The 22,120-nt window shown below is 32.1% G+C and carries 23 protein-coding genes and 2 pseudogenes; 4 read left to right on the top strand and 21 right to left on the bottom strand.

The genetic code is table 11. The annotated features are described in order from the left end of the window. Positions 1–64: 64 nt before the first annotated feature. The 7 genes and pseudogenes from BN349_RS04555 to BN349_RS04520 all read right to left on the bottom strand — a co-directional run bounded on the left by BN349_RS04555 (position 65) and on the right by BN349_RS04520 (position 7,475). Entirely contained in the window at positions 65–2,083 is a 2,019-nt protein-coding gene (locus BN349_RS04555) for a Na+/H+ antiporter (protein WP_019241093.1), read from the bottom strand. A gap of 484 nt (positions 2,084–2,567) precedes the next feature. After that, positions 2,568–3,371 carry a GNAT family N-acetyltransferase gene (locus BN349_RS04550; protein ID WP_019241092.1) on the bottom strand — a complete coding sequence of 268 codons (804 nt, stop codon included), beginning with the start codon at positions 3,369–3,371 and terminating at the stop codon, positions 2,568–2,570. Positions 3,372–3,409: 38 nt separating this feature from the next. Next, positions 3,410–4,465 carry an NAD(P)H-dependent flavin oxidoreductase gene (locus BN349_RS04545; RefSeq protein ID WP_019241091.1) on the bottom strand — a complete coding sequence of 352 codons (1,056 nt, stop codon included), beginning with the start codon at positions 4,463–4,465 and terminating at the stop codon, positions 3,410–3,412. Positions 4,466–4,518: 53 nt separating this feature from the next. After that, positions 4,519–5,508 carry an anti sigma factor C-terminal domain-containing protein gene (locus tag BN349_RS04540; protein WP_019241090.1) on the bottom strand — a complete coding sequence of 330 codons (990 nt, stop codon included), beginning with the start codon at positions 5,506–5,508 and terminating at the stop codon, positions 4,519–4,521. Next, on the bottom strand, positions 5,498–5,983 hold the full coding sequence (locus tag BN349_RS04535) for an RNA polymerase sigma factor (RefSeq protein WP_019241089.1): 486 nt from the start codon (positions 5,981–5,983) through the stop codon (positions 5,498–5,500). The genes BN349_RS04540 and BN349_RS04535 overlap by 11 nt, the downstream gene beginning before the upstream one ends. 297 nt (positions 5,984–6,280) lie before the next feature. Then, positions 6,281–6,890, bottom strand: a pseudogene (locus tag BN349_RS23340) (transglutaminase-like domain-containing protein). 48 nt (positions 6,891–6,938) lie between these two features. After that, complete coding sequence (locus BN349_RS04520) at positions 6,939–7,475, bottom strand: hypothetical protein (RefSeq protein ID WP_019241086.1); 537 nt, start codon at positions 7,473–7,475, stop codon at positions 6,939–6,941. Between the two features lie 145 nt (positions 7,476–7,620). On the opposite strand from BN349_RS04520, the gene BN349_RS23335 reads away from it, so the two are divergent. Continuing rightward, a complete protein-coding gene (locus tag BN349_RS23335; RefSeq protein ID WP_019241085.1) occupies positions 7,621–9,333 on the top strand; it encodes a hypothetical protein in 1,713 nt (570 codons plus the stop codon). A gap of 1,063 nt (positions 9,334–10,396) precedes the next feature. Next, entirely contained in the window at positions 10,397–10,960 is a 564-nt protein-coding gene (locus BN349_RS04500) for a VanZ family protein (protein WP_019241082.1), read from the top strand. Between the two features lie 26 nt (positions 10,961–10,986). On the opposite strand, the gene BN349_RS04495 is transcribed toward BN349_RS04500, so the two are convergent. The 10 genes and pseudogenes from BN349_RS04495 to BN349_RS23325 all read right to left on the bottom strand — a co-directional run bounded on the left by BN349_RS04495 (position 10,987) and on the right by BN349_RS23325 (position 16,873). After that, positions 10,987–11,859, bottom strand: a complete 873-nt coding sequence (locus BN349_RS04495; protein WP_019241081.1) for an aminoglycoside 6-adenylyltransferase — start codon at positions 11,857–11,859, stop codon at positions 10,987–10,989. A gap of 59 nt (positions 11,860–11,918) precedes the next feature. Then, positions 11,919–12,551 carry a VanZ family protein gene (locus tag BN349_RS04490; RefSeq protein ID WP_019241080.1) on the bottom strand — a complete coding sequence of 211 codons (633 nt, stop codon included), beginning with the start codon at positions 12,549–12,551 and terminating at the stop codon, positions 11,919–11,921. A 96-nt stretch (positions 12,552–12,647) separates the two neighbouring features. Continuing rightward, a complete protein-coding gene (locus tag BN349_RS04485) occupies positions 12,648–13,064 on the bottom strand; it encodes an RDD family protein (RefSeq protein ID WP_019241079.1) in 417 nt (138 codons plus the stop codon). Between the two features lie 232 nt (positions 13,065–13,296). Next, entirely contained in the window at positions 13,297–13,815 is a 519-nt protein-coding gene (locus BN349_RS26735) for a sugar nucleotide-binding protein (RefSeq protein WP_026089164.1), read from the bottom strand. Beyond that, positions 13,812–14,114: an NAD-dependent epimerase/dehydratase family protein gene (locus BN349_RS26730; protein WP_026089163.1), complete on the bottom strand. Its 303-nt coding sequence runs from the start codon at positions 14,112–14,114 to the stop codon at positions 13,812–13,814. The genes BN349_RS26735 and BN349_RS26730 overlap by 4 nt, the downstream gene beginning before the upstream one ends. A gap of 102 nt (positions 14,115–14,216) precedes the next feature. Beyond that, positions 14,217–14,972, bottom strand: a complete 756-nt coding sequence (locus BN349_RS04470; protein WP_019241078.1) for an SDR family oxidoreductase — start codon at positions 14,970–14,972, stop codon at positions 14,217–14,219. 130 nt (positions 14,973–15,102) lie between these two features. Then, a pseudogene (locus BN349_RS25780) lies at positions 15,103–15,624 on the bottom strand (GrpB family protein). 71 nt (positions 15,625–15,695) lie between these two features. Beyond that, positions 15,696–15,905 carry a hypothetical protein gene (locus BN349_RS04460; protein ID WP_019241075.1) on the bottom strand — a complete coding sequence of 70 codons (210 nt, stop codon included), beginning with the start codon at positions 15,903–15,905 and terminating at the stop codon, positions 15,696–15,698. Positions 15,906–16,112: 207 nt separating this feature from the next. After that, positions 16,113–16,583, bottom strand: coding sequence for a DinB family protein (locus BN349_RS04455; protein ID WP_019241074.1), 471 nt, complete (start codon positions 16,581–16,583; stop codon positions 16,113–16,115). Between the two features lie 11 nt (positions 16,584–16,594). Then, on the bottom strand, positions 16,595–16,873 hold the full coding sequence (locus tag BN349_RS23325) for a hypothetical protein (RefSeq protein WP_019241073.1): 279 nt from the start codon (positions 16,871–16,873) through the stop codon (positions 16,595–16,597). A 142-nt stretch (positions 16,874–17,015) separates the two neighbouring features. On the opposite strand from BN349_RS23325, the gene BN349_RS25255 reads away from it, so the two are divergent. After that, complete coding sequence (locus BN349_RS25255; protein ID WP_087960612.1) at positions 17,016–17,303, top strand: transposase; 288 nt, start codon at positions 17,016–17,018, stop codon at positions 17,301–17,303. Positions 17,304–17,536: 233 nt separating this feature from the next. Here the strand turns inward: BN349_RS25255 and BN349_RS04445 are convergent, their stop codons facing one another. The 4 genes from BN349_RS04445 to fosM form a co-directional block, all read right to left on the bottom strand. Beyond that, positions 17,537–17,914, bottom strand: a complete 378-nt coding sequence (locus BN349_RS04445) for a nuclear transport factor 2 family protein (protein ID WP_019241072.1) — start codon at positions 17,912–17,914, stop codon at positions 17,537–17,539. A 405-nt stretch (positions 17,915–18,319) separates the two neighbouring features. After that, on the bottom strand, positions 18,320–18,535 hold the full coding sequence (locus BN349_RS04440; RefSeq protein WP_019241071.1) for a hypothetical protein: 216 nt from the start codon (positions 18,533–18,535) through the stop codon (positions 18,320–18,322). Positions 18,536–18,797: 262 nt separating this feature from the next. Further along, positions 18,798–20,111 carry an RNA polymerase sigma factor gene (locus BN349_RS24745; protein ID WP_019241070.1) on the bottom strand — a complete coding sequence of 438 codons (1,314 nt, stop codon included), beginning with the start codon at positions 20,109–20,111 and terminating at the stop codon, positions 18,798–18,800. A gap of 143 nt (positions 20,112–20,254) precedes the next feature. Then, entirely contained in the window at positions 20,255–20,692 is a 438-nt protein-coding gene (gene fosM, locus BN349_RS04430; protein ID WP_019241069.1) for a FosM family fosfomycin resistance protein, read from the bottom strand. A gap of 413 nt (positions 20,693–21,105) precedes the next feature. On the opposite strand from fosM, the gene guaC reads away from it, so the two are divergent. After that, positions 21,106–22,089 (top strand): GMP reductase, encoded by a 984-nt coding sequence (guaC, locus tag BN349_RS04425; protein ID WP_019241068.1) that lies wholly within the window; start codon positions 21,106–21,108, stop codon positions 22,087–22,089. The last annotated feature ends 31 nt before the right edge of the window (positions 22,090–22,120 follow it).

Here is a 22,120-nt window from a genome sequence, read left to right as displayed (position 1 = left end):
ATTTTTTATAGCAAGCATGTCAGGTGTAACCTTTAAAACCTTAAAGACTCATACTGTAGCACTTCTATTCAACATATTCATATAGTACAACGCTTTCCATATAATTAACAAAACGTCGAAGCGCCTTCGCCTCTTCAGAATGAATAGCACCATCTTCAAACATTTTGGAAATTTCCTGCCTCATTACTTCTAATGCATCTAAACATAAGATTTCTTTCTGTATATCCAAAATTGATTGTGTCATTTCCATGTTTTCTAATTCTATTCTTCGATACATAAGACGTTTATAATAATAAATGACATTTTGGATAACCTCTGGTTGATCACTTAGGTTAGCTCGTTCTTCTAATTCATCTAAAATCCTTTCAAAAGTATATAAACATATTTCTTTTTCGATGTCTTGAATCTTTAATAATTCTTGCTCAGCGAGGTGACTCCGTTTCCAATTTTTTAATACTTGATTGAGCTTTTGGCGGATAACACGATTAGAACCACTTTTCACTGCTTTTTCACGTTCTACGATGGATTTCTCAAAATCTTTGATTATATTAGGATCCAATTCATGTTTATCTGTATATTCCTTAACATAATGTCTCTCCTGTTGAAGACAGTGCAATCTTTCCATCTTAAGCTTTTCATTGTATTCACTAATTTCTTCATCATTTTTGGTTTCAGAATGAAGCATATAAAGCATAAATGTATATTGATTGACTAAGTCATATACGACTGAAGCATTTTCTTCCGTTTTCTCGGATTTGATGGATTGAATAGCTCTCTTTATCATCCGTTGCTTTTTATCATTTAAATCAAAGGCTTTTACATGTTCATGCCCCTCATCTTTACTTAAAATAGGAAGAAAAATAGTCGCCACGAGAAGTGTAAAAAGAATCACACCAGCAGCTAGAAAAATAATAAGTGATCGTTCTGGAAATGCTCCATGTGCATCTGTAAAAAACGGGATGGATAATACCCCAACCATAGTTATTGTTCCACGTACTCCAACTAAGCTAGTAATTAAACTTGTTCTAATCGATGGTTTTTCTACAACACCTTTCTTCGAACAAGCATAATCTAGATAATTGAATACATGTGACCAAACAAAACGAATTCCTAAAATGATAGTACCTAATGCCAGAACATATCCCAACAATAACCAATTGCTTAAATGTTCATTTTCTATTAATGATCGCATTGCTGATGGAAGAGTTAACCCCAACAAAAGGAAAATAACTCCATTTAATACATATGTAATAATGGACCATATATTGTCAGTTAATACCTGCTCTTGAGCTGTAAAATTTTCTGTGCGCTCTTTAACAAGAGCATAAATAATCCCTCCCGCTACAACAGCAATAACTCCTGAAGCATGGAAAAGTTCCTCTACGATAAAGAAAATAATAAATGGTGTTAATATTTGCAATAGTGAATGAAAAACAACATCTACAATGCCACGTCTACGCAGTGTATAATGAAGCCATTTAAATATTAGCTCGAGCCCAATTCCAAATATGGCTCCTACAATAAACATATAAAAGAAATCACCCGTAGCCTCTTTAATTGAAAAATAACCCGTGACTACCGCAGCAACAGCATAATTAAATGCGACAAGACCCGAGGCATCATTGATTAATGATTCTCCTCTTACTAAATTCATGATTCTCTCTGGTATATGTATACGTTTCGCAATCCCATTAACGGCAACTGGATCTGTTGGTGACAATATAGCTGCTAATGCAAAAGCAGCAGCTATCGGAATTGTGGGAATCATCCAGTTTACAAATATTCCTCCAAGAATAGTTGTAATAAGCACTAGAATAATAGCATTGCCTAATATTGGAGCACGCATTTTCCATAATTCTTCACGCGGAAAACGAGCGCCATCATTATATAATAACGGAGCAATAAACAATAATAAAAACCATTCTGTCTCAATTTCTATCGTAAAATCATTGACGATTAAAGCGATAATAATCCCAACAAAAATTTGTATTAATGCTGTTGGTAAAAACGTTACATAATGACCAATTATATTTGACACGAGTAATAAAACCAACAGTATTAATATAGTCGTTAATATCTCCAATTTACCTTCACCTCTACTTGTATCTATCTATCTATTCATACCACATACCTAAACATTTACTTTTTGTCATGCTAACAAAAAGCAAATATGTAAACAAACTTTGTTTATTATTTAGAGCTAAATCATTCTTTGCTTTTAAATTTTCATTAAACCTCGCCATGTTGTTTCAGACTTGAACTGAAAGAATTTCTATAAGTATACTAATATTATAACATGAATATACCATCAGTATATTTTTAAACCATAGGTATATTTTTGTAATGTTCAGCCCGAAAAATAAAAAAAGATCATATATTTACAGGGAGAAATTTGGTCCTAATGCTATCTTATGACAAAGAGAAATCGGCTTAGAAGAAATTCTTCCAAGCCGATTTCTCAATTAAACGCTCTAGAGAAGGTAGTTGAATCATTTTGATGTAAAGTTTGAATGAAAACCTAGAAAAGTTGAATCAATTAGCATAAAAGTTGAATGAATCTCTAATATCTATCCCTTTTCCGTTACACCCTTTCTAATGTTTGAGATACTTTTACCACTTGTAAAAGCATGAATAACTTGCCATTTACCCTTCGTCTCAAAGTTGGATTTTTGATATACTTTTTCCACATGCTCATTTATAGGAAATACCCAAAGTGCTTGAAGATGTTGTTCAATGACTTTTTGCTGTATAAAACGTAATAAATGAGCAATTAATCCTCTACCACGATATTCTAAAAGTGTCGCAACACTTTCAACTCTAGATTGATTCTGAATTTGGAAGAGACTTGCTGTACAGCAAGCCACACCTTTATAGCGTAATAAATAAAAAGTAAAATGTGGAGATTGGAATTCTTGTAAAAAAGCTTTTTCACGAACAGATCTTCCACCAAATTCTTGAATACTACATTCTATATCTAATGCTTCTTGCAGATTCTCATCAATAACTCTTTCTATCTCGATATCTGGATTGTTAGGAAGATTGACTAATTGTCCATTCCACAATTGGATAGAATCAGAAAACGTTTCATAACTAAATCCATGTCGTTCTAGCGCTTCGACAAATTGTAGGTTTTCATGAACATTATATAAATACACTCTTGGAATTAGTTGCTTTTCAAGATAAAACTGTTTTATCTCCTGTAACAGATGATCTGCGCATTTAACCTTCCTCCAAATATGTGCATGATTGGCATCGTAATAATTAGGTTGTTTCTCATTATAAAACAACACCCCTGCTTCGCATGACATCTTATTGGAAAAGCTCGATAAATAATCACAATCCAAAGCTACAATTTTTTCTATCATATTCATGCATATTCTCCCTCAATGTCAGGCTGCTTAACTTGTAATTAAATAGGATATATACTTCGTGCTTGCACGACAATTGAATGAATCAATTCTTGGACTGTTATCTCTTTACTTAATCTTGTGCTTTGCCCCGCCCATAGTGACATAAATTCTTTATTACTTTGTTTGGCTGCTTCTTGTCTGATTTCCTTAGTTAATGAGTTTTGAAATGGATAAGCTGGTAATTCCAGATCATAGGCTTCCATAGATTTAATAAATTGATTTGCTATCCCTCTAGCTGTTTTTCCAGAAAAGGCTTTAGTAAACTGTGTCTCTTCCTCCGTTGCTTGTAGAATAGCCTGCTTATGTAACAGATGGGCACCACTTTCCTCCGTAGTTAAGAAGGCTGTGCCTAATTGAGCAGCTTCTGCCCCTAGACAAATTGATGCTACAAGTCCTCTCCCATCCATAATCCCTCCAGCAGCTATCACCGGTATGTGCAATTCGTCAACAACTTGTGGAATTAAAGACATCAAACCTATGTAACTTTCATTTTTCAAAAAAGTTCCACGATGTCCACCTGCCTCACTCCCTTGAACCACAACTGCATCCATTTCAAGACTTTCGATTATTTTTGCCTCATCAACGGTAGTAGCTGTACCTATTACCGTTGTTCCATTTTTCTTTAGTTCTTTTATTACTTCATGACTTGGAACTCCAAAAGTAAATGAACAGATTTCCACTTTTTCCTCCATTATGATTTCTAGTTGTTTTTCGTAAGTATCATTCATATCTACTTTAGATAGTTTCAAGGAATCCAAATGCAATTCTTTCCGAAACGGCTCTAACAATTGTATAGAACGATTAATAATGTCTTCTGATACATCATTATTTTCAGGTACAAATAAATTAATACCAAACGGTTTAGAGGTCATTTCCTTCACCTGTGAAACAAATTCCTTGGTAGCTACAGGAGATAAATAGCCAGCACCAATATTCCCAAGTCCTCCAGCATTAGACACAGCAGCTACAAGATTAGGTGTTGTTATACCAGCCATTGGTGCTTGTATAATCGGATAAGCAATCTTTAATTGATTTAGTAGGTTTTTATTATTCATAAAAAATTCCCCCAATTCCCCCAAGTTTCTGTAATTCCTTCGATATTACTCTATCAATACTTATCAATAGTGGCTCCTATTACAGATGCACGAATAAAAGAAAGCTTTTGAAATCTAGATAATTCTTCAGGTGTACCTGTTACAACAGCACCATTGATTCTTATCTCGCCGTTTGTTGTTACTGTATTTTCTTTTATTCCCTTCAATGATTCTTTAACAGCATTGTTTTGTGGATACATTTTTCTTATTTCTTTTAGTTCTTGGATATAGCTTTGGCCGCTTTCCTTAGAATATGGCATTCCTTCTTCAACAGCAAAGCCAAAAGCTCCACCACCGCCTTTTGTTTTTAAATCGTCTCCATCTAACTCATTTTCCATTTTTTTCATCCGCGCATTTGTCGTGGTATCAACCCAAAGCCAATTCACATTTTGATTTCCTAGAAGGTTATATACATCTGTTATAGTCATCGATTCTTTAAAGGAAAAAGCGACTTCAATTAATTTGTTTTTATCGAGATCTACTGCTATAGCGAGCTCATCTGGAAAATAATCATACGAAATAAGTGGATAATAGAAATCAATCTTTCTTTGATTATTAAAATCATTATACCTGACATGCCTTTTCGCTTTTTCATTGAAAGTGATTGTTTCAACACTTACACTACCTTTTTCGTCTATTACCTTACCAATTAAGGGAATCTTTTTTTCACTCTTTTTCCAAACAATAGATCGATCACCAATGCTCTTTCTGAACGTACTCTCTTCAGTCACGCTAAATATATTATATTGATACGTTGATGAACTATAATAAATATTCGCTCCATATACAGTCCCAAAATCCGAAAGATTATTTTCAATTTTTTTATTAAGAAGGTAATGACTGCCAAAATAAGAGCTAATCAAAAGAAATGATGTCGTAACAAGTACGAGTAGAATCATTTTGATTATTTGTTTTCGTTTAGATTTTTTTAATGCATTCTGTAAGGATGGACTACTAACAAAATCAATTTCATTCTCTTTATTCACACTATTCTTATCTTTCATAGCTCTCCTCCTTATAAACCTCCGCAAATTTTTTTCTAGCTCTAAATAAATTTGTTTTTACCGAACTCACAGTAATGTCTAATAACTCAGAAATTTCTTCATATGATAAATTTGATTGATATTTTAGCAATAATAACTCTCTAAAATGTGGCTTGAGCTTATTTAAGGTCATTCTTAAATATTGGTTTCTTTCCTTAACTAGAAAAATGGTTTCAGGTAAATCTCCAAAATCTATCATTTTAAGCAATGCTTCCGTATTATTATCACAGCGTTTCTGTTTTCGACACTGATCATAATAGAAGTTTAAAGCAACCCGAATTAACCAACTTCGGATTTTTGTAGTATGTATGGTATCGTAGTATAACAAATATTTATATGCTGTTTCTTGGACAGCATCTTCAGCGTCTGCATGTGATATGCCCATTTTACATAAATATCTATACACTATATTTAATTCCGAATTTAGCTCCTTCATGTTTGTTCATTCATCCGTTTTCATCCTCCTGATAACTAGACGTAAGATATAAGGAAAAGTTTACAATATTTCAATATTTTTTCAAAATGATAGTATACTCATTACTAGAAAAGGAATGTTCGAAAAATTAAATATTATAAATTCCTAGACGATAAATAAGAGGATGTCAATCTATGACACCCTCTTATATTTTATGTGAGTTCCTTACTCTTCCATATATCAATTCATAACTCTCATTTTGTCTATGTCCTCCATTACTAACAGATTGAATCAAAATAATCATAGTTAAGATAATTCTTATAGGCTTTGTGGTAAAAACTTTTTATATAATAGAATGGCATTTGTATGTTCTTTTAGTACATCCATTGTGATTGGATGAGGTTTTGTATAGATGGTAGGGTAATCAAATTAACCTGCGCTTTCACGAATGGAAAAATCCGGTTTTTTCCTCACTAAGACAAAATTCTGCATTAATTCCTTTTTTATTCCCTCGAGCATCTATTCTAATCCATTTTTGTAATGAATCTATATACACTGCATTTAAAGCATGAATACAATATCCTTTCTCAGGTGAATCAAATAGCATTAGCCGTTGATAACAAAATCCTGTCGGAATACCTTGCGAACGTAATATAGCTGCCAAAAGATTTGTTTTTGCATAGCAGATACCTACTTTATATTGTAATACTTCCGATGCTAGACAAGTAACCTGTTCAGATTGTACATCCCACGAATGGGCAATCTGATCACGTACAAATTAAAAAGCAATTTCAATTTTTTCTATATTTGTTTGCTTTGTAGCAAATAATTGACTAATCAGATTTTGAATGCTTGCATGAGAATAATTGACCTCTGTTAATTCTGTTAAATAATCCTCTATTTTTTCAGATTCACAATTGAGTTTCATAATCATCCTCCCTATGATTAAAGCATAGTCCTCAATATAAGCTACAATCTACTTTAATTGAACTGTAATCTTCTTTTCTCGAACTAACGCTTTCAAATCATGTCTATTTGACACAACGATAACTTTATCATTATATTTTTCTAGCTTTTTTAAAATAGAAGCTCTTTCATAATTTTGATAATCTTTGTTCCATTGAAGCATCTGTTTAAGTAGTTTTAGGGAAGGCCTATAATCTGATTGCTCAATTCTTATTTTTTGAAATAGATATCTTTTAACAATGTGTATCATTCTTCTTCTATATGAAACATCTAAAAGAATAATGAGGTCTGCCTTCATAAAGCTTTGATTAACCCAATGATACTGTGAACCTTCATTAATCCATTGCTCGGTTTGAACAATTTCTTTTAATAATTCTTCTCTTCTTTCGCGTGAACTTTGTCTTACTCCTTCTATCATACTCTCCCACACAAGGTTATCTATTTCATACGTAGGTATTGAATAAAAGGTAGAAAGCTTTTTGGCTAACGTTGTTTTGCCACTACCAACAGAACCAATAATATGGATTTTATTAAAAAACTTCTCCATCTCATCACCTTTTTTATGTCATTTTTGCTGTACAAACACGACTGCTTATTTGCACAATCTAATTAATTGTATTTTCTGAAAATAAAACCGATAATTACTTTATACATATTGCATAGCCCTACTTAATAGATAGGAGGATAAGTCATTGAATACTATGTTTTCACCCTCTCGTTGGGAAATCAAATCCTTACATACGAAAAATATCCCATCTATTCAACATGAATTACATGATATGTCATCTTTTTTGCATGAAACTTCCGAAGCAATCGGCTTCACAGAGGAAAATTGTAAAGTCATTATATCTTTTATAAAAAATATTGAAACAATAGAATGCTTCCTCTACTGTTTATCAATAGAAGAACAAGACCCTTCATACTTATCCATTTTACAGTCCCAAATTTCCATATTAAAAAGTGACATACGCTCTCTCGTTTATACATGGTCGGAGATGGTTCAACAATACGATACTACACAAAACGATAATGAACTACTTTCATATAGGAATTTACTAGTCAATAGACAAAATAAAAAGCAAACCATTTCAGAAGAGTTATTTATCACTAATTCTACAATAGAAGTATTAAGAGGGCATGAAGAAATTTATAAACAGCTTCAAAATAGCTCTAAAGTAATAATGGATGGACAATCATACACGATTTTTCAAATTGAAAATATTGCTATGAAGGGAAGCCATACTACACAACAGGTAAATGCCTTCCAAGCATTAAATGAGTACTTTAATCAATACTCTCCTGTCTATGCTTCTATTTATAATCATATGGGTGGACTTAGGATATCTCACTATAAACAAGTCAATTCACATTTTCTCGAAGAGTCTTTAGCTAAAAATGGTTTATCATTACATGCATTAAATACAATGTGGAGTACCATTGACAGGAATTTACCAAAATTAACACGTTATATTGACATGAAAGCTCATGAATATAAGAAAGAAAAAATTAGTTGGTATGAATTAATGTCTAATACTCAGGAAATATCAACAACTATTACATTTCAAGAAGCTATCACCTTTATATCAAAAGCATTAGCTTCTATCGATCCATCTATGTCGAAATTTGTCCTTAAAGCTATAAAAAACAGCTGGATTGATGCCGTACCACATGAATCAAAATCTCTCAGTGGATTTTGTGTTCCTTTTCTTAAGAATAAACAATCCAGAATATCATTATATTTTGATGGACAAATAGATAGTGCCCGAATTTTAGCTCATGAATTAGGACATGCATGGCATTATCAGCAAATAAGTGAATTAACCTCCCTTTCATTTTTAGAGGATCGTTTTGAAATGACAACAGCAGAAACTGCCTCGATTTTTTTTGAAACTGCTTTTGTTGATGCTGCTATACACTCTTCAAAAGATCCCGTAGCTAAAAAGGCTCTTCTTGGCTGGAAAATTGAGCGTAGTCTCAATTATCTCATGTCAATTCGAGGAGCATATGAATTCGAAAAAAGATTCAATGAGCACAGAATGACTGGGCCTTTAACAGTTGACACCATCGAAAAAATCTCTTTGCAAGTACAGGAAGATGCCTATGGTAAGACTCTTAGCTCATACCAACCTTACGTTTGGATTAAGTATGAACAATTTTATCAGGCGGAAGTTCCTTTCTATAATTATCCTTATACCTTTGGTTTTTTATTAAGTCTAGGTCTTTTAAAAATATCTAATAATGAGCATTTTCCTACTCAATTCCAACGTTTTTTGAGAGAAAGTGGCACTGCACCAGTAGAAAAACTTGTATATAAACATTTTCATATCGAGCTGACTAACACCATTTTTTGGCAGAATGCAATAGATATGATCATACACGATATAGAACAATATCAATTACTTTGAAGTTTATCTATCATAGAAACACAACCTTGACCAGCATAAGCCAATCCATCCAGAAGGTTTCTCTTTGACCTTCTGGATGGATTGGCTTATGACCTCGAGGGGCTAGGCGCTGGAGCTAGACTTCAACATTTTCAAAACAAACAGTCCAAGATCAAAATTTTATAATGTCCTAAACAAAAAAGAACGAAAAATATCGCACACGAATATTTTCGTTCTTTTTAGTATCTTTTCCCGTATATCTTTTTTCCATTTTGATCATATGCTGTTATCATTATGGGCATATGTAGCTCCTCACCCATAAGAGGGAGATACCAAAGCCAATTGTTTTCTTGAAGTTGTATTCTATTAGGTTGCCTTTCATTTTCGCTTACGATGATAATGGACTTTACTTTATCATTATTCATACCTCAAACCATAGAAAACTCGTTTTGTGAATTAGTTATACTAGCCCAATATAATGGATCATCTGTTTCTTCATTCCAATTAAAATCAAGCATTCCTGAAATATTTTTTACTTTTGAAAAGGATTCATTCATTTGGACATACATTAAACCATCAGCATTTTGATAGAAAACAAGATTTTTTCTATCTTATGACATAACTCTTTATTGAAGGAAGTGTCCGAAGAACGGTTTTCTATGCAATAGCTTTTTACACCTCATTCCTTATGATAGATAGATACTATAGAAGCATTGACAAAAACAAAGCACTTGAAAAACTCATACAAACTAGTAGAATGATTGCTTGAACCAATAATATAGATCCTAAAGATAATATATATTTTTAAAATACAAATATAAAAAAGATGAACAACACGAATTGTAAAATGGATGTTATCCTCATAATTCCTCCAAATTATATTCCACTTTAATGCAAAATATCCTTGTATATTAAAGAATTTATGTTTTTGTATCATGCCATTTATTAAGAATTTCTTCATTTTTCTATTAACTAGTTCTTCATATTTATTATGTAAGCTTATAGTATAAAAAATGAACTAGGATAAGCAAAACTCACTTGAACGGATGCCATGAGAGATGAGTTTTATTTGGAGGTATGCTTTATGTTTTTTGGTGTTTTATTAATAGGTTCCATTATTGCTAGTATCTTATCAGCAATCATTTATCTACCTATATACATAGCCCAACGAAAAAAGAAAATCCCTTTTCTAAGACACTTCATTCATTATGTATTTATTGGTTGTTGTATTGTAATTAGCTTTGCCACACTTTTTCTCGGTGGAGTTACCTTTAATCCTGATTATTATTTTCTCAATCTGCATCCTTTTATCTGGATCAGTGAAGTATATACGATGGGTTGGGCTAGAATGATTGAACAATTAATATTAAACATTTTGATGTTTGTACCACTATGTATCTTACTACCGATAGTATTTAAAGGATTACGATCATTTTGGAAAACAACAATTGTCGCACTATGTATGACAATTTCCATTGAATTCATTCAATATTTTACTGGGCGCTCTGCAGATATTGATGATGTAATCATGAATGTATGTGGAGGAATGATTGGATATTTCCTATTCTCTTTACTTAATCATCTCTTTCGAAATAAAGCATGGTGGAAGCAATTAAATGGTATGCAAAAAAGAAACCAAAATTCGTGAAAGAATTTTGGTTTCTTTTTAAAGATTCATTCATAAATTTCAAATGCATCTTCAGGTAACTTATGAATGTGATGTAAATAGCTTTTTACTTTTTCAGCCTCATTCAAAGGATATATAAATTGAAGTTCTTTACTAACATATAAAGCAGTATCTTGAAATAACTCAATCATTTCAAACAATGCATTCCAAATCGCATCATCATTACTTTCTGAAAAGGTACGAAGATATTTTTCCCAAATATCCTTATCAACAAACTGTTTTAGATACTTCCCAGATTTACCTATACTAACAGAGAAATCTGTATCAATCCCTACCTTCCACTCGAGCATAGTGAGTAGCATCGATCTGACATGGTGCATATAATCTAGGGCATATAATACTTCTTTCCTCCATAACCCCTTAGCAACATATGTAGACAACCACCAAAATTCATTCCAGCAATCCAAATAGAATGATAATGTCGGCTTTTTCACCCAATAACCTTTATCAGTTGGTTCAGGTATACTTTTACTCGGGTCATCCTTGTCCAATAATAATATTGTTAAAGAGTCCTCCTTATAATATGCTTCCTTTTCCTCAATAGGAACTAACATTAAATCAATTCGATTTCCATCCTCGAACAGCATTAGATAAGTAAATCTTCCCCCTAAAGATGGCGGAAATAAAAACATATTCTCTGGGGTTTGCATCATGATCCTTTCACCAAACACATTTATCCAGGATGGATGATTTATGAATGTTTGCATATCTGTAACAAGGTATACAATATCATAATCTTGAAAAGGATCTTTCGGAGCCCTTTGATTTGTTCTAGAACCATTCATTGCAACTGCCCGAATACGATGATCTTCCTTGGCAACTTGTAAAACTAAACTTATGATTTCTTTTGACGACCGCATAATAAAACCCTCACTCCGTTCAAGATTTGACAACTATTAAGATGTAAGACACTATCAAACTATTGCCCTTCTCTCGTTTTTGAAAACACTCTTAACAATGAATGGATTTGATATTTTTTCACTAATATAGACAATATTTTATATATGCTATATCCAATCATTATACCAAAAACATTACATATAATATCATCTATATCAACTGTTCTTATAACAGCTCCAAGCATGATTTCGATAAGTTGCAAAAACTCGATAGCTGCTGAAATCATAAACCCCAATAAAAATATTCTTATATTACTTCTAAATCTATTAAATAATAAGGGAACTAATACACCCAAAGGCATTAATAATAAAATATTCCCCCCAACATTTCGAATAATAAGATTTATCATAAAAGCCGTGTCGCCATCATAGGCTACTCCAATTTGTTTGATATTATGAAAAATATCTCTCATTGGTATGAAATTAATAGATCTTCGTACATCTAATTGAACGCCATCCATTCGAATTCCCAATGGTAATAAAGTAACTGAAATCATCATAAGTATATAAATAATAAAAAGAAACAAAACAGTTTCTTTTATCCAACTTGACTGTTTCTGTTTTTTTAAGATAATGGTGACAAAAATACTTCGTACTAAAATAAAACAAATCACACCTAAGATGATAATCATCTCACTTTCTAGTTCATACAAAAACTTTCATCCTTTCGCTTAAAAATAAGGTCGTTCGTGATTGAACGACCTTTTGCTAAAAAAACGTTACGATACGCTTATCAATTATACTGATCTTTAATTATGCCCTACATATGTACCACCAATAAAATCATGGATACCTCTCTTATCTTCTCGAAATCCAATCATGAAAGCACTTACAACATTTGCGATTCCAAAGGTCACTAATCCAATCAAATAGAATCCTACAATCTCTCTTAAAATCATATTTTTCATAGTTAATTTTTCATTATCCATACGTTTTATCTTAATTTTCAAAATTCTCTTCCCGATAATATAACCGCCCCATATCACTGGAACAATCGTTAAATACAAAGTATAGATTAGTTCCCAGGTTCTTCCTTCTTGCCATTTAATCGAAAATTCCCCCTTAATTAGATATGTTATGATTCCACCTACTAACATAAAAAAAAGCGAATCTAATAATCTAGACAAAAACCGCACACCTAAACCTGCTGGGAATTTCACATTCACTACGTGTCACATCCTTTCTTATCCTCATTTAACATTTATTTCTAAAATATCATACTTATAGCCATATATAAAACATTTCATATAAAAAACTGATCTTAATCGGTATAAAACAAATAAGAACAGTTTCAAATATTTATCTATCCTCGAATTGTCATATACATGCTACATCAATTATCAGGATACTTTCTTGTATCCAAAGGTCTGATAAGCTTGTATCTTATAAGCCTTATCTTTATTTACACAACTCTTCTATTATAACCTCACTTGTACATTGCAATTGTTCGGATAGGTCTTTAGTATTTGTTTCCAAGCCAAAATAGTATATTTCGTCTTGATTTTCAAAGTATGTATTCGGCAGTTTCATTTCTTCATTCGCCATTCTAGTTATGAGGTTTTGAACAAATTTACCTTGCGTAATCAGATCTGTTGATCCTAAATGGAAAATACCAGTTTTTTCATGATCTATGATATATGTAATTTGTTTAGCTAACAAAGTATCCATAAGGTTATTACATTTTAAATTACAGTATGCCTCTATTTCTCCACCGTTCTGAATAAAGTTTTTTACTACATTAAATCTCAGTGAATTCTTTCCCCATATAGCTGGAATTCGAATAATAACAGCACGTTCCTTTAATAATTCTAGAACAACTTCTTCACACTGAATTTTGAATTTCCCATACTCTGACATAGCGACTGGGTTTTCTATAACGCTATGAGGTTTTGAAAAATCACTATCAAAAACATTCAAAGTAGAAAAGTAGATAAATGTCGTATCTTTTTTTGTAATTCTAGTGCCAACTGCTGATGAAGTTCTACTTGTTTCTGAAAATCGCCTCGTAAACAGGAAATCACTACATCTGGTTCTAAAGAGGAGATAAGCTCGATAAACTTCTCCTTTTGACCGATTTCCAACTGATATTGCTTATGACTTGGTAAATCAACAGGTTTTGAATGATAGGTACCGTAAACGTCATATGTATCACTACACTCTGTCACAATCGCCGACCCTATTAATCCACTTGCACCGAGAATCAATATTTTCCTCATGTTTCACTCTCCTTAAATTCTCTATTTTGTTCGTTAGGTTTTAATCATCATTCATACTTTCAGAATGATTAGAGATACTGATTTTCATTTCACTGTAACCCTTCAGACACGTAAAAATCCACCCTCTGAATGAATAACCTGACCTGTTATCCAATTTGCTTCGTCACTAGCAAGAAAAAATATAACCCTTGCAGCATCTTCTGGTTCACCAACTCTTCCCATTAAAAATTTTGGACGTAGATTCTCTCTAATTTCTTCATTCATCCAATTGGAATCCGTTGGTCCAGGATTAACAGCATTCACTGTTATACCAAGATGAGCCAATTCGGCTGATAACGAAACAGTAAAAGCTGAAATAGCCCCTTTTGAAGCTACATATGCTAAGTTACCAGGCATTGGACCAAGATCCTGTCCTGATGTTATATTAATAATTCTTCCATAAGCATGATTGACTTTATTAAATCGTTTTGCAAATTCCGCACATAGAAGACAAGTAGACCTAACATTGACTGCATAATGGTCATCCAAAATTTTTGCGTTCATTTGTAAGTAATCTACATCAATAGAATGAGCAGCATTGTTAACGAGAATAGATGGATTATCCATTTTTCTTGTCACTTCATTCATTATTCGTTCTGCAGCATCCGCTTTAGACAAATCAATTTCCATGTACTCACAACAAACACCTAACTCTATTATCTCTGATTTAAATTGTTCTGCCCATCCATCCTTTGACATCCAATATGTAAAAAAAATGTCTACTCCATTACATGCCAACTTTCGACAAGTTGCTGCTCCAATCCCTCTTTCATTCCCTACACCTGTAACGATAGCTATTTTTCGATTTTGCTCTTTCAAAAAAAGCCCTCCAATACTTCATATTTTTTTAAGATTTGTAATCCTATACGAGCAATTTGATAGAAAAAAACAGTACTTCAAAATGATAAAAGACCCTATTAAAATAAGTGAGTAAACCAATAAATCTTGACTATCCATCTATTTCTTTTAAAGCCTTTTCAATGATTCTTCTTATAAATGGCTCCTTATTTATAGTATAAGTAGAGCGATCAAAGGGATACATAGAGGCAAGTTCTTTCTTTAAACAAGCATATTCTTTTAAGCTTTCTGGATGCCCACGTAAATAATTTCGAAAGAGAATTTTCTCATTCCACTCGATTCCATCCATTTCACATATATGTATATGAACAGTTCCTTGTTGATATAAGCCTTTTCTAAAAAACTTCCGATCCTTGAACTCTGGCTTATCAACAAATTCAAATCCAATATCCTGTCAAGGCTCAATGAATACTACGAAATCTTCTAAATTCTTTATACCTACTAATATATCAATGATTGGCTTGGCTGCTAAACCTTCTATAGAAGTACTTCCAATATGTTCAATCGCTATGATTTCATTACCTAATACCTGATTTACTTTCTTTTTTTCTTCCTCGAATTGTTTAATCCATTTTGGATTATGTTCTAATAGCTTTACTGTCGGTTTTACCATTAATAATAGCACCTTCTTTTCTCTTTTGACTAAAAGTATGAAGGGAAAAAAGCACCCCTTATGAGATGCTTTTATCCAATGGCACTTTCCTCATCCGTGTCTTCTGCTTCAAAAATTAATACGGTTGATTCCGTAGTGCCTGAACTTACCTGAGGAATAGCATAAGTTAGCTTAAAACCCTCCTTGCCTCTTTGATTCAAATGCTTGGCTAGTTCTTCTAAAGGTAATTTTTGATCCATTGTACCTTCTATTTTCGAAACACTATATCGATAAATTCGCATATTTCTTCCTCCTTATCGTTAATATCCTAACCTCAAAGAAGAGAAAATATTTACAAATATTAACTTTGAAGTGAATCATCTTTACTAAAGTCAAGCTCCTTCTCCGAATGCATTCAAAAGTAACGTCGATCCAATATATAGTCGATGAGATAATAATTCGGTATACCATTCAGAAAATACGAGCAGTAATTCTACAACTCTTATTTTTTATTCGAATAATGAAACATGAAGATTGATGTTGATACAATGTATGAGCATGGCATGCAGTTGTCCTCTATGATGTATAACATGAGTTAATATTTCTAATAGCCATTCATACCTCGTATACGTCACACCCCAATAGGCAGTCAGCTTCTCTTGTAAATCAGTTTCAGAATAGTTCATGTACTCATTCCTTAACAAATTGTAATTTTCAACCAAAGCTACTACAATATCTTTTTTATTATCGAGATCACAACTGCTATACAATTGTCTCATTTCTTCTTCCGTTGCTCCATCTGCAATCAACAAATCTGCTTTACAAATTATCGCAATATGTTCAAAAAGCTCACCGACAGAATACTTGTTAGGCGTTGGTCTTAATGTTAAATCTTCATCCGTTAAACTTTGAAGCATTTCCTTAGTAGTGGATAAAGCCAAATAAATTTGATACAAGATACTCTCACAATAATAATTCATTTTATCTCCATTCATTGACTTTGTTTTTCGCACGAAACTAGTAAAAATAAAGGTAATCTCATTCTTCGTTTATATTCATTGTCACTTATAAATGCTTGTTCTATAGGTTTTCCTTCTCTTATATCTGTTATTGTAAACCCTACATTTTTTAGCATTTGAAAATATTCTTCTATCGTTCGATGATATTTCACAACCTTTTTTCCCATCCATGGTTCAATTCTTTCACCACTATAAAAATAATCATCTACAATCCAATCTTCCTTTCTTGCAGATGTATTAGCACTTTTCATAGATGAAGTTAGAAGAGGATGCTGAACACTAAAAATAAATTTGTATATACATATCGATTAGACTATTAATATCATATCAAGGAAAGAAATGGGCATACTAAAAAAAGAAATTCCATTCTATAGAACATTCAGGTGAATTCTTTTGAAAATCTTACTCATTCTATCAACGTTTACGGTACCAATAATCATGTTTTTCCTCCAAAAACTTTGGAAAAAGACGCGCATTTTATTTAACTATTTGGCTTTCTTATCAATCATCATCTTCGGTAGCATAACATCTGTTTCAGTCTATCAAATCATTAAAGACCAAACCGTATTTATGACGAATATACATGCCATTCTTCTAAATCCTTTTTTCTTATTGACAGGGGCTTATTTAGGATTATATATCACTTACCAATTAATTAATTTATCGCTAAACGAAAGATAATCTTCTTTTTATAAAAGGCAGTCTATGTATGTGCGGCTCCTTGTTTTCAATTGAAGTGTGCCTAACAAAGAAAGGAAAAACAGAACAATTAACGATAGCACACACAATAGTATAAGCTAATGTATAGAAAAGGGATCGTTCTATGTTTGGCGAGATCATCTTTATAAAAATGGCTATTGGCATGACCGTAATCCACAATTGATGTTACATCTAGCAAAAGCTCCCTCTGTGAGCTATCTTTCTAACTCAATATATTCTCTCACTAGTTTCCACTGCCCTTCTTCTTTTCTCCAAATAAACATACATTGAGCAGGATAAGGTTCACCATCAATTATATTTATTTCTCTTCCCATAACAACCATTTCATCCCCATTGTTTCTTTCAGTAAATGACAGTGGATTGAAACTTTTTTCAGCTGTATTATATTGCATTAATACTTCATCAATATCATAGTCATAGCGATATTCCTCCGGACAATCAAGATTGGAATGTGCCCAATAGCCTATAAATTTTTCAGACATAAACATTCTAATTTCAGTTCCATTTTTATTCCGTAACCCCAGATTCCACGCTTCAAAATACTGATTCAAAACTTTTCTAAAATGACTCACTGATATCCCCCTTTATTCATCCATCTTAAGTGTATATGCTATATATTCTGTATTCATTTTCTATCCTAGTACTCGCCTTTATAACATTCTCTTAAAAACATGATTTTATCTTTCAACTAGCCTATTACCATAATCATTTAAGATGTTTATTAAAGAATAGAAAAAAGACTGATCAACTAGATAATAATCAAAATAGTAATAACTATGTCCAAAACCAAAAGCTCATATTTTTTCCTTATATTCATCTAACTCTACATTTCTCCAAGTAATAAACATTTATTACCCATTATTGTTTTAATTATGAGTTTCATTTAAATTCATGATGATTGTTTCTATCACCATCTATCTCCATCATTTAAAAGACGTGCAAAAAGTTCCTTTTTTACACGTCTTTGTTACTACCGCTTATATTTTTAATCTTTTTCTGCCATTATGAAGGCTTTTCCTCTTAAATAATAAAGCCAATAATACAATAGACAATAATATGAATCCTACACTAGTGTATATAACACTTTGAATAATCTTCGTTTCTAAATACGTTTCATATGCAAAAGTAGCCATAGAAAGTGAAATCATGAAAGTACAAAATAACAGTAATGATTGAAATCGAATTTGCTTCATCGCTATCCCTCACTATTCATTTGATTATTTTCTACCTTTTACGAATGAAAATAGTAATCTGTCTATTAGTTATAGAAACCCTCTCTATTTTATTATTCTTAATATTCTGTATTTTTAGTCGTATTCCTTCTAAAAACATAAAAAAAGATTCTTTATATAAAAGAATCCTTTACATTATGATTTAGTTCTCTGGACTAATTGTAAAAAAATTCAGTCAATTAATCTGATTGCAAACTCTATTCGTGATTCTTAATTCCTTCTCTCACTCTTCTATTGAGAGATGCAATGGGAAAATAGTAATCGAATATTGATCTATCAGTTGTTCATTAAGACGTTTATGAATATTCTGCCTTATTTCTTCAAGTCTCTCTTCCTCCTTTGGTAATTCAAGAACGATTGATTCATTTGATATAATACCTATTTGAGAACGATACCCATATTGATTTAATACTTCTTCAACAATATTCTTAATCTTCTCGTGAGTCTTCAAAAGATTCTCCTCTTTTTGTTTGGTTGAAATTAGATGGATGGATTGAGAGACACTTACTTCATACGAATCTTTATTTCTACTTTCTAGAATGGTATGTATAATTTCTTCAACTGGCTTTTTCACTTGATTATAATATAGATTCGACGCATTTATAACAACAGTAATCAGTTTAGGATCATTTATTATATATATGTCGTCCCATATAATACCTGCTGATTGTAAATAATCACTTATTTCCTCTTTTAAAGGTTTTTGTTCGAACTGTTCATTCAAATATGGAAACTTAGAAACTAGCTTTGCCATTGCAGGAGAAACAAAAGCTGAACTAATTAATAGACCCAAAAACAATATAATGATTAGTAACGTATAGGTAATCTTTGTACCCATGCTTTTTTTTTGAAAGTGGATGGACAATGATAATTTACTTCGCCTTTCATTTTGATTCATTCGTTCAATTGTTGTAAAAATTCGATTTTTTAAATTTTCGTTTCGTTTCCTTCTCCACTTCAATGAACTATTCAATGTCTTTAAAGATAACTCGATATTTGCAACTGATTCTTCGAAAGGTTCATTCTCCATCTGTTTTCTTATCAAGAAGTTTTCAGCTAATGCAGCAATCGCTTTAGAGGCCATTACATTCACTCTTGTATCTGACCATCCTAATATTTTCGCTGTATCCTCTGTAGTAAAACCTTTTACATTCTGTAAAATTATTACCTTTTTAAATGAGTCTTTCAATCCTTCTAAAACAGAATATAACTCTATTGAATCTTCATATATTTGAATCATTTCTCCAGGAAATGAATAATTTTCTTTTTTATTGAATAGAACTTCTTTCAAGAATAAACAAGGTCTACATTTCTTTAACTGTTTCATTGTTAAATGATTAGCAATACTAAAAAGCCATGTTGTCTCATTACAATGCATCGTATATGAATCATGATACGAGTACGCTTGAATAAATGTATCATGCGTTAAATCTTCTGCTTGCTGATAATTTTTAGTCATTAAAAGGATATAGCTAAAAATAGACTTGCTATGTCTGTCATACCATTTGTCCACTGTCTCCTTACTAATTTCCAACATTTGATGATCCCCCCTTTCAAAAGTATTCCTATATATTAGACGATCCAAAAAGGAAAAAGTTTTAATTTTTTGATATTTTTTTACAAAAAAATTACCTTTACAAGTATGTTTTAAACAAAAAAAGTAATTCTTCCTATGAAGAATTACTTATTCCTGCATGAATCATAAAATTCCATATACTTTTTATCTTGCCTATAATAATTCAATCTATCCTGTAAAGTTCCTGTGTGAAACTCAAATTTATGACCATCTGGGTCTGTGAAGTAGATTGATTTTTTATCTTTTTCATCTCTAGGTCGCCCAGAAAGAATGTTTACTTTCAAAAACTCCAACTTTTCATAAATTCTGTTGAAATCTTTTTCGTCAATAGAAAAGGCTATATGAGTATAGGATTCTTTTATTTCTTTTCGTGGAATGTTTTTTTCTACGTTAAGAGCTAACCATATGCCATCTAAATCAAAATAAGCCGTATTATTTCCTTTCACTAGCAACTTAGCATCAAAAACTTGCTGATAAAACCAAATAGACTGATTAAGATTGGAAACTGAAAACAATAAGTGATTTAAACCCTTTATTTCCATGAAAACCTCCTACAATATCCGCGTACGATTCAATTTTATACTATTTTGGTTCAACTTTTAACAAATGTTGTTCAACTCCGATTTTGATTCAACTTTCGTCTAATTACGCTCAACTTGCTGTTAGAACGCGATTCTTTGATGACTTATCATTTTTCCGCTAAAAAATTGACGCATTAGATTGTTCATTATAGTTTAGAGAATACTCTCTTGATAAAACTAAAACTAATCATAAATGCTCACCCTTCTTTACACTGTCCCCTTTAATTGTATAGTTTTTATATTAAATTCTGAATATTTTTTACAACAAAACAGATAAAAGCTTTGACTTACAGTTCAAAATGATGTAGAGTACCTATTGGGCGAACGTTTAATAACCCAAACTACTACAATATTCGTATTTAGAGGTGTATATCATGAGAAAAGTGTTCGATTACGAAGATATTCAATTAATTCCGGCAAAATGTATTGTAAATAGCCGTTCTGAATGTGATACAAGTATTACTTTAGGTGGACATAAATTTAGATTACCTGTGGTACCTGCAAATATGCAAACAATAATCGATGAGAAAATTGCTATGTATTTAGCTGAAAACGGTTACTTCTATATCATGCATCGTTTTCAACCAGAAAAACGAATATCCTTTATCAAAGATATGCATACAAGAGGTCTAATCGCATCCATTAGTGTCGGTGTAAAAGAAGAAGAGTATGAATTTGTTAAACAATTAGCTAATGAGCAGCTTACACCAGAATTTATTACAATTGATATTGCCCATGGTCATTCCAATGCAGTAATCAGTATGATTCAACATATTAAAAAATACTTACCTAATAGCTTTGTCATTGCTGGTAATGTAGGTACACCAGAGGCAGTAAGAGAATTAGAGCACGCTGGTGCAGATGCAACCAAAGTTGGTATTGGACCAGGTAAGGTTTGTATTACAAAAATTAAAACAGGTTTTGGTACTGGAGGTTGGCAGTTAGCTGCATTACGCCTATGTGCAAAGGCTGCTACTAAGCCTATTATTGCGGATGGCGGTATTCGTACACATGGAGATATTGCCAAATCAGTAAGATTTGGTGCATCTATGGTTATGATTGGCTCATTATTTGCTGGCCATGAAGAATCACCAGGAGAAACAATCGAAAAAGATGGCAAACTTTACAAAGAATACTTTGGATCAGCTTCTGAATTCCAAAAAGGTGAAAAGAAAAATGTTGAAGGTAAAAAAATGTATGTTGAGCATAAAGGTGCTCTCGAAGATACATTAAAAGAAATGGAACAAGATTTACAATCTTCTATTTCTTACGCAGGTGGTAATAAATTGGAAGCAATCCGCACTGTTGATTATGTAGTAGTTAAAAATTCCATTTTTAACGGAGATAAAGTATTTTAATAGTTTTGCGAGTAACAATAGAAAGCTATAT

Source organism: Bacillus sp. AP8, assembly GCF_000321185.1.
In the GTDB taxonomy this organism is placed as follows: Bacteria; Bacillota; Bacilli; order Bacillales; family DSM-1321; genus Bacillus_AD; species Bacillus_AD massilioanorexius.
This window is presented reverse-complemented; position numbering and strand designations above follow the sequence as displayed.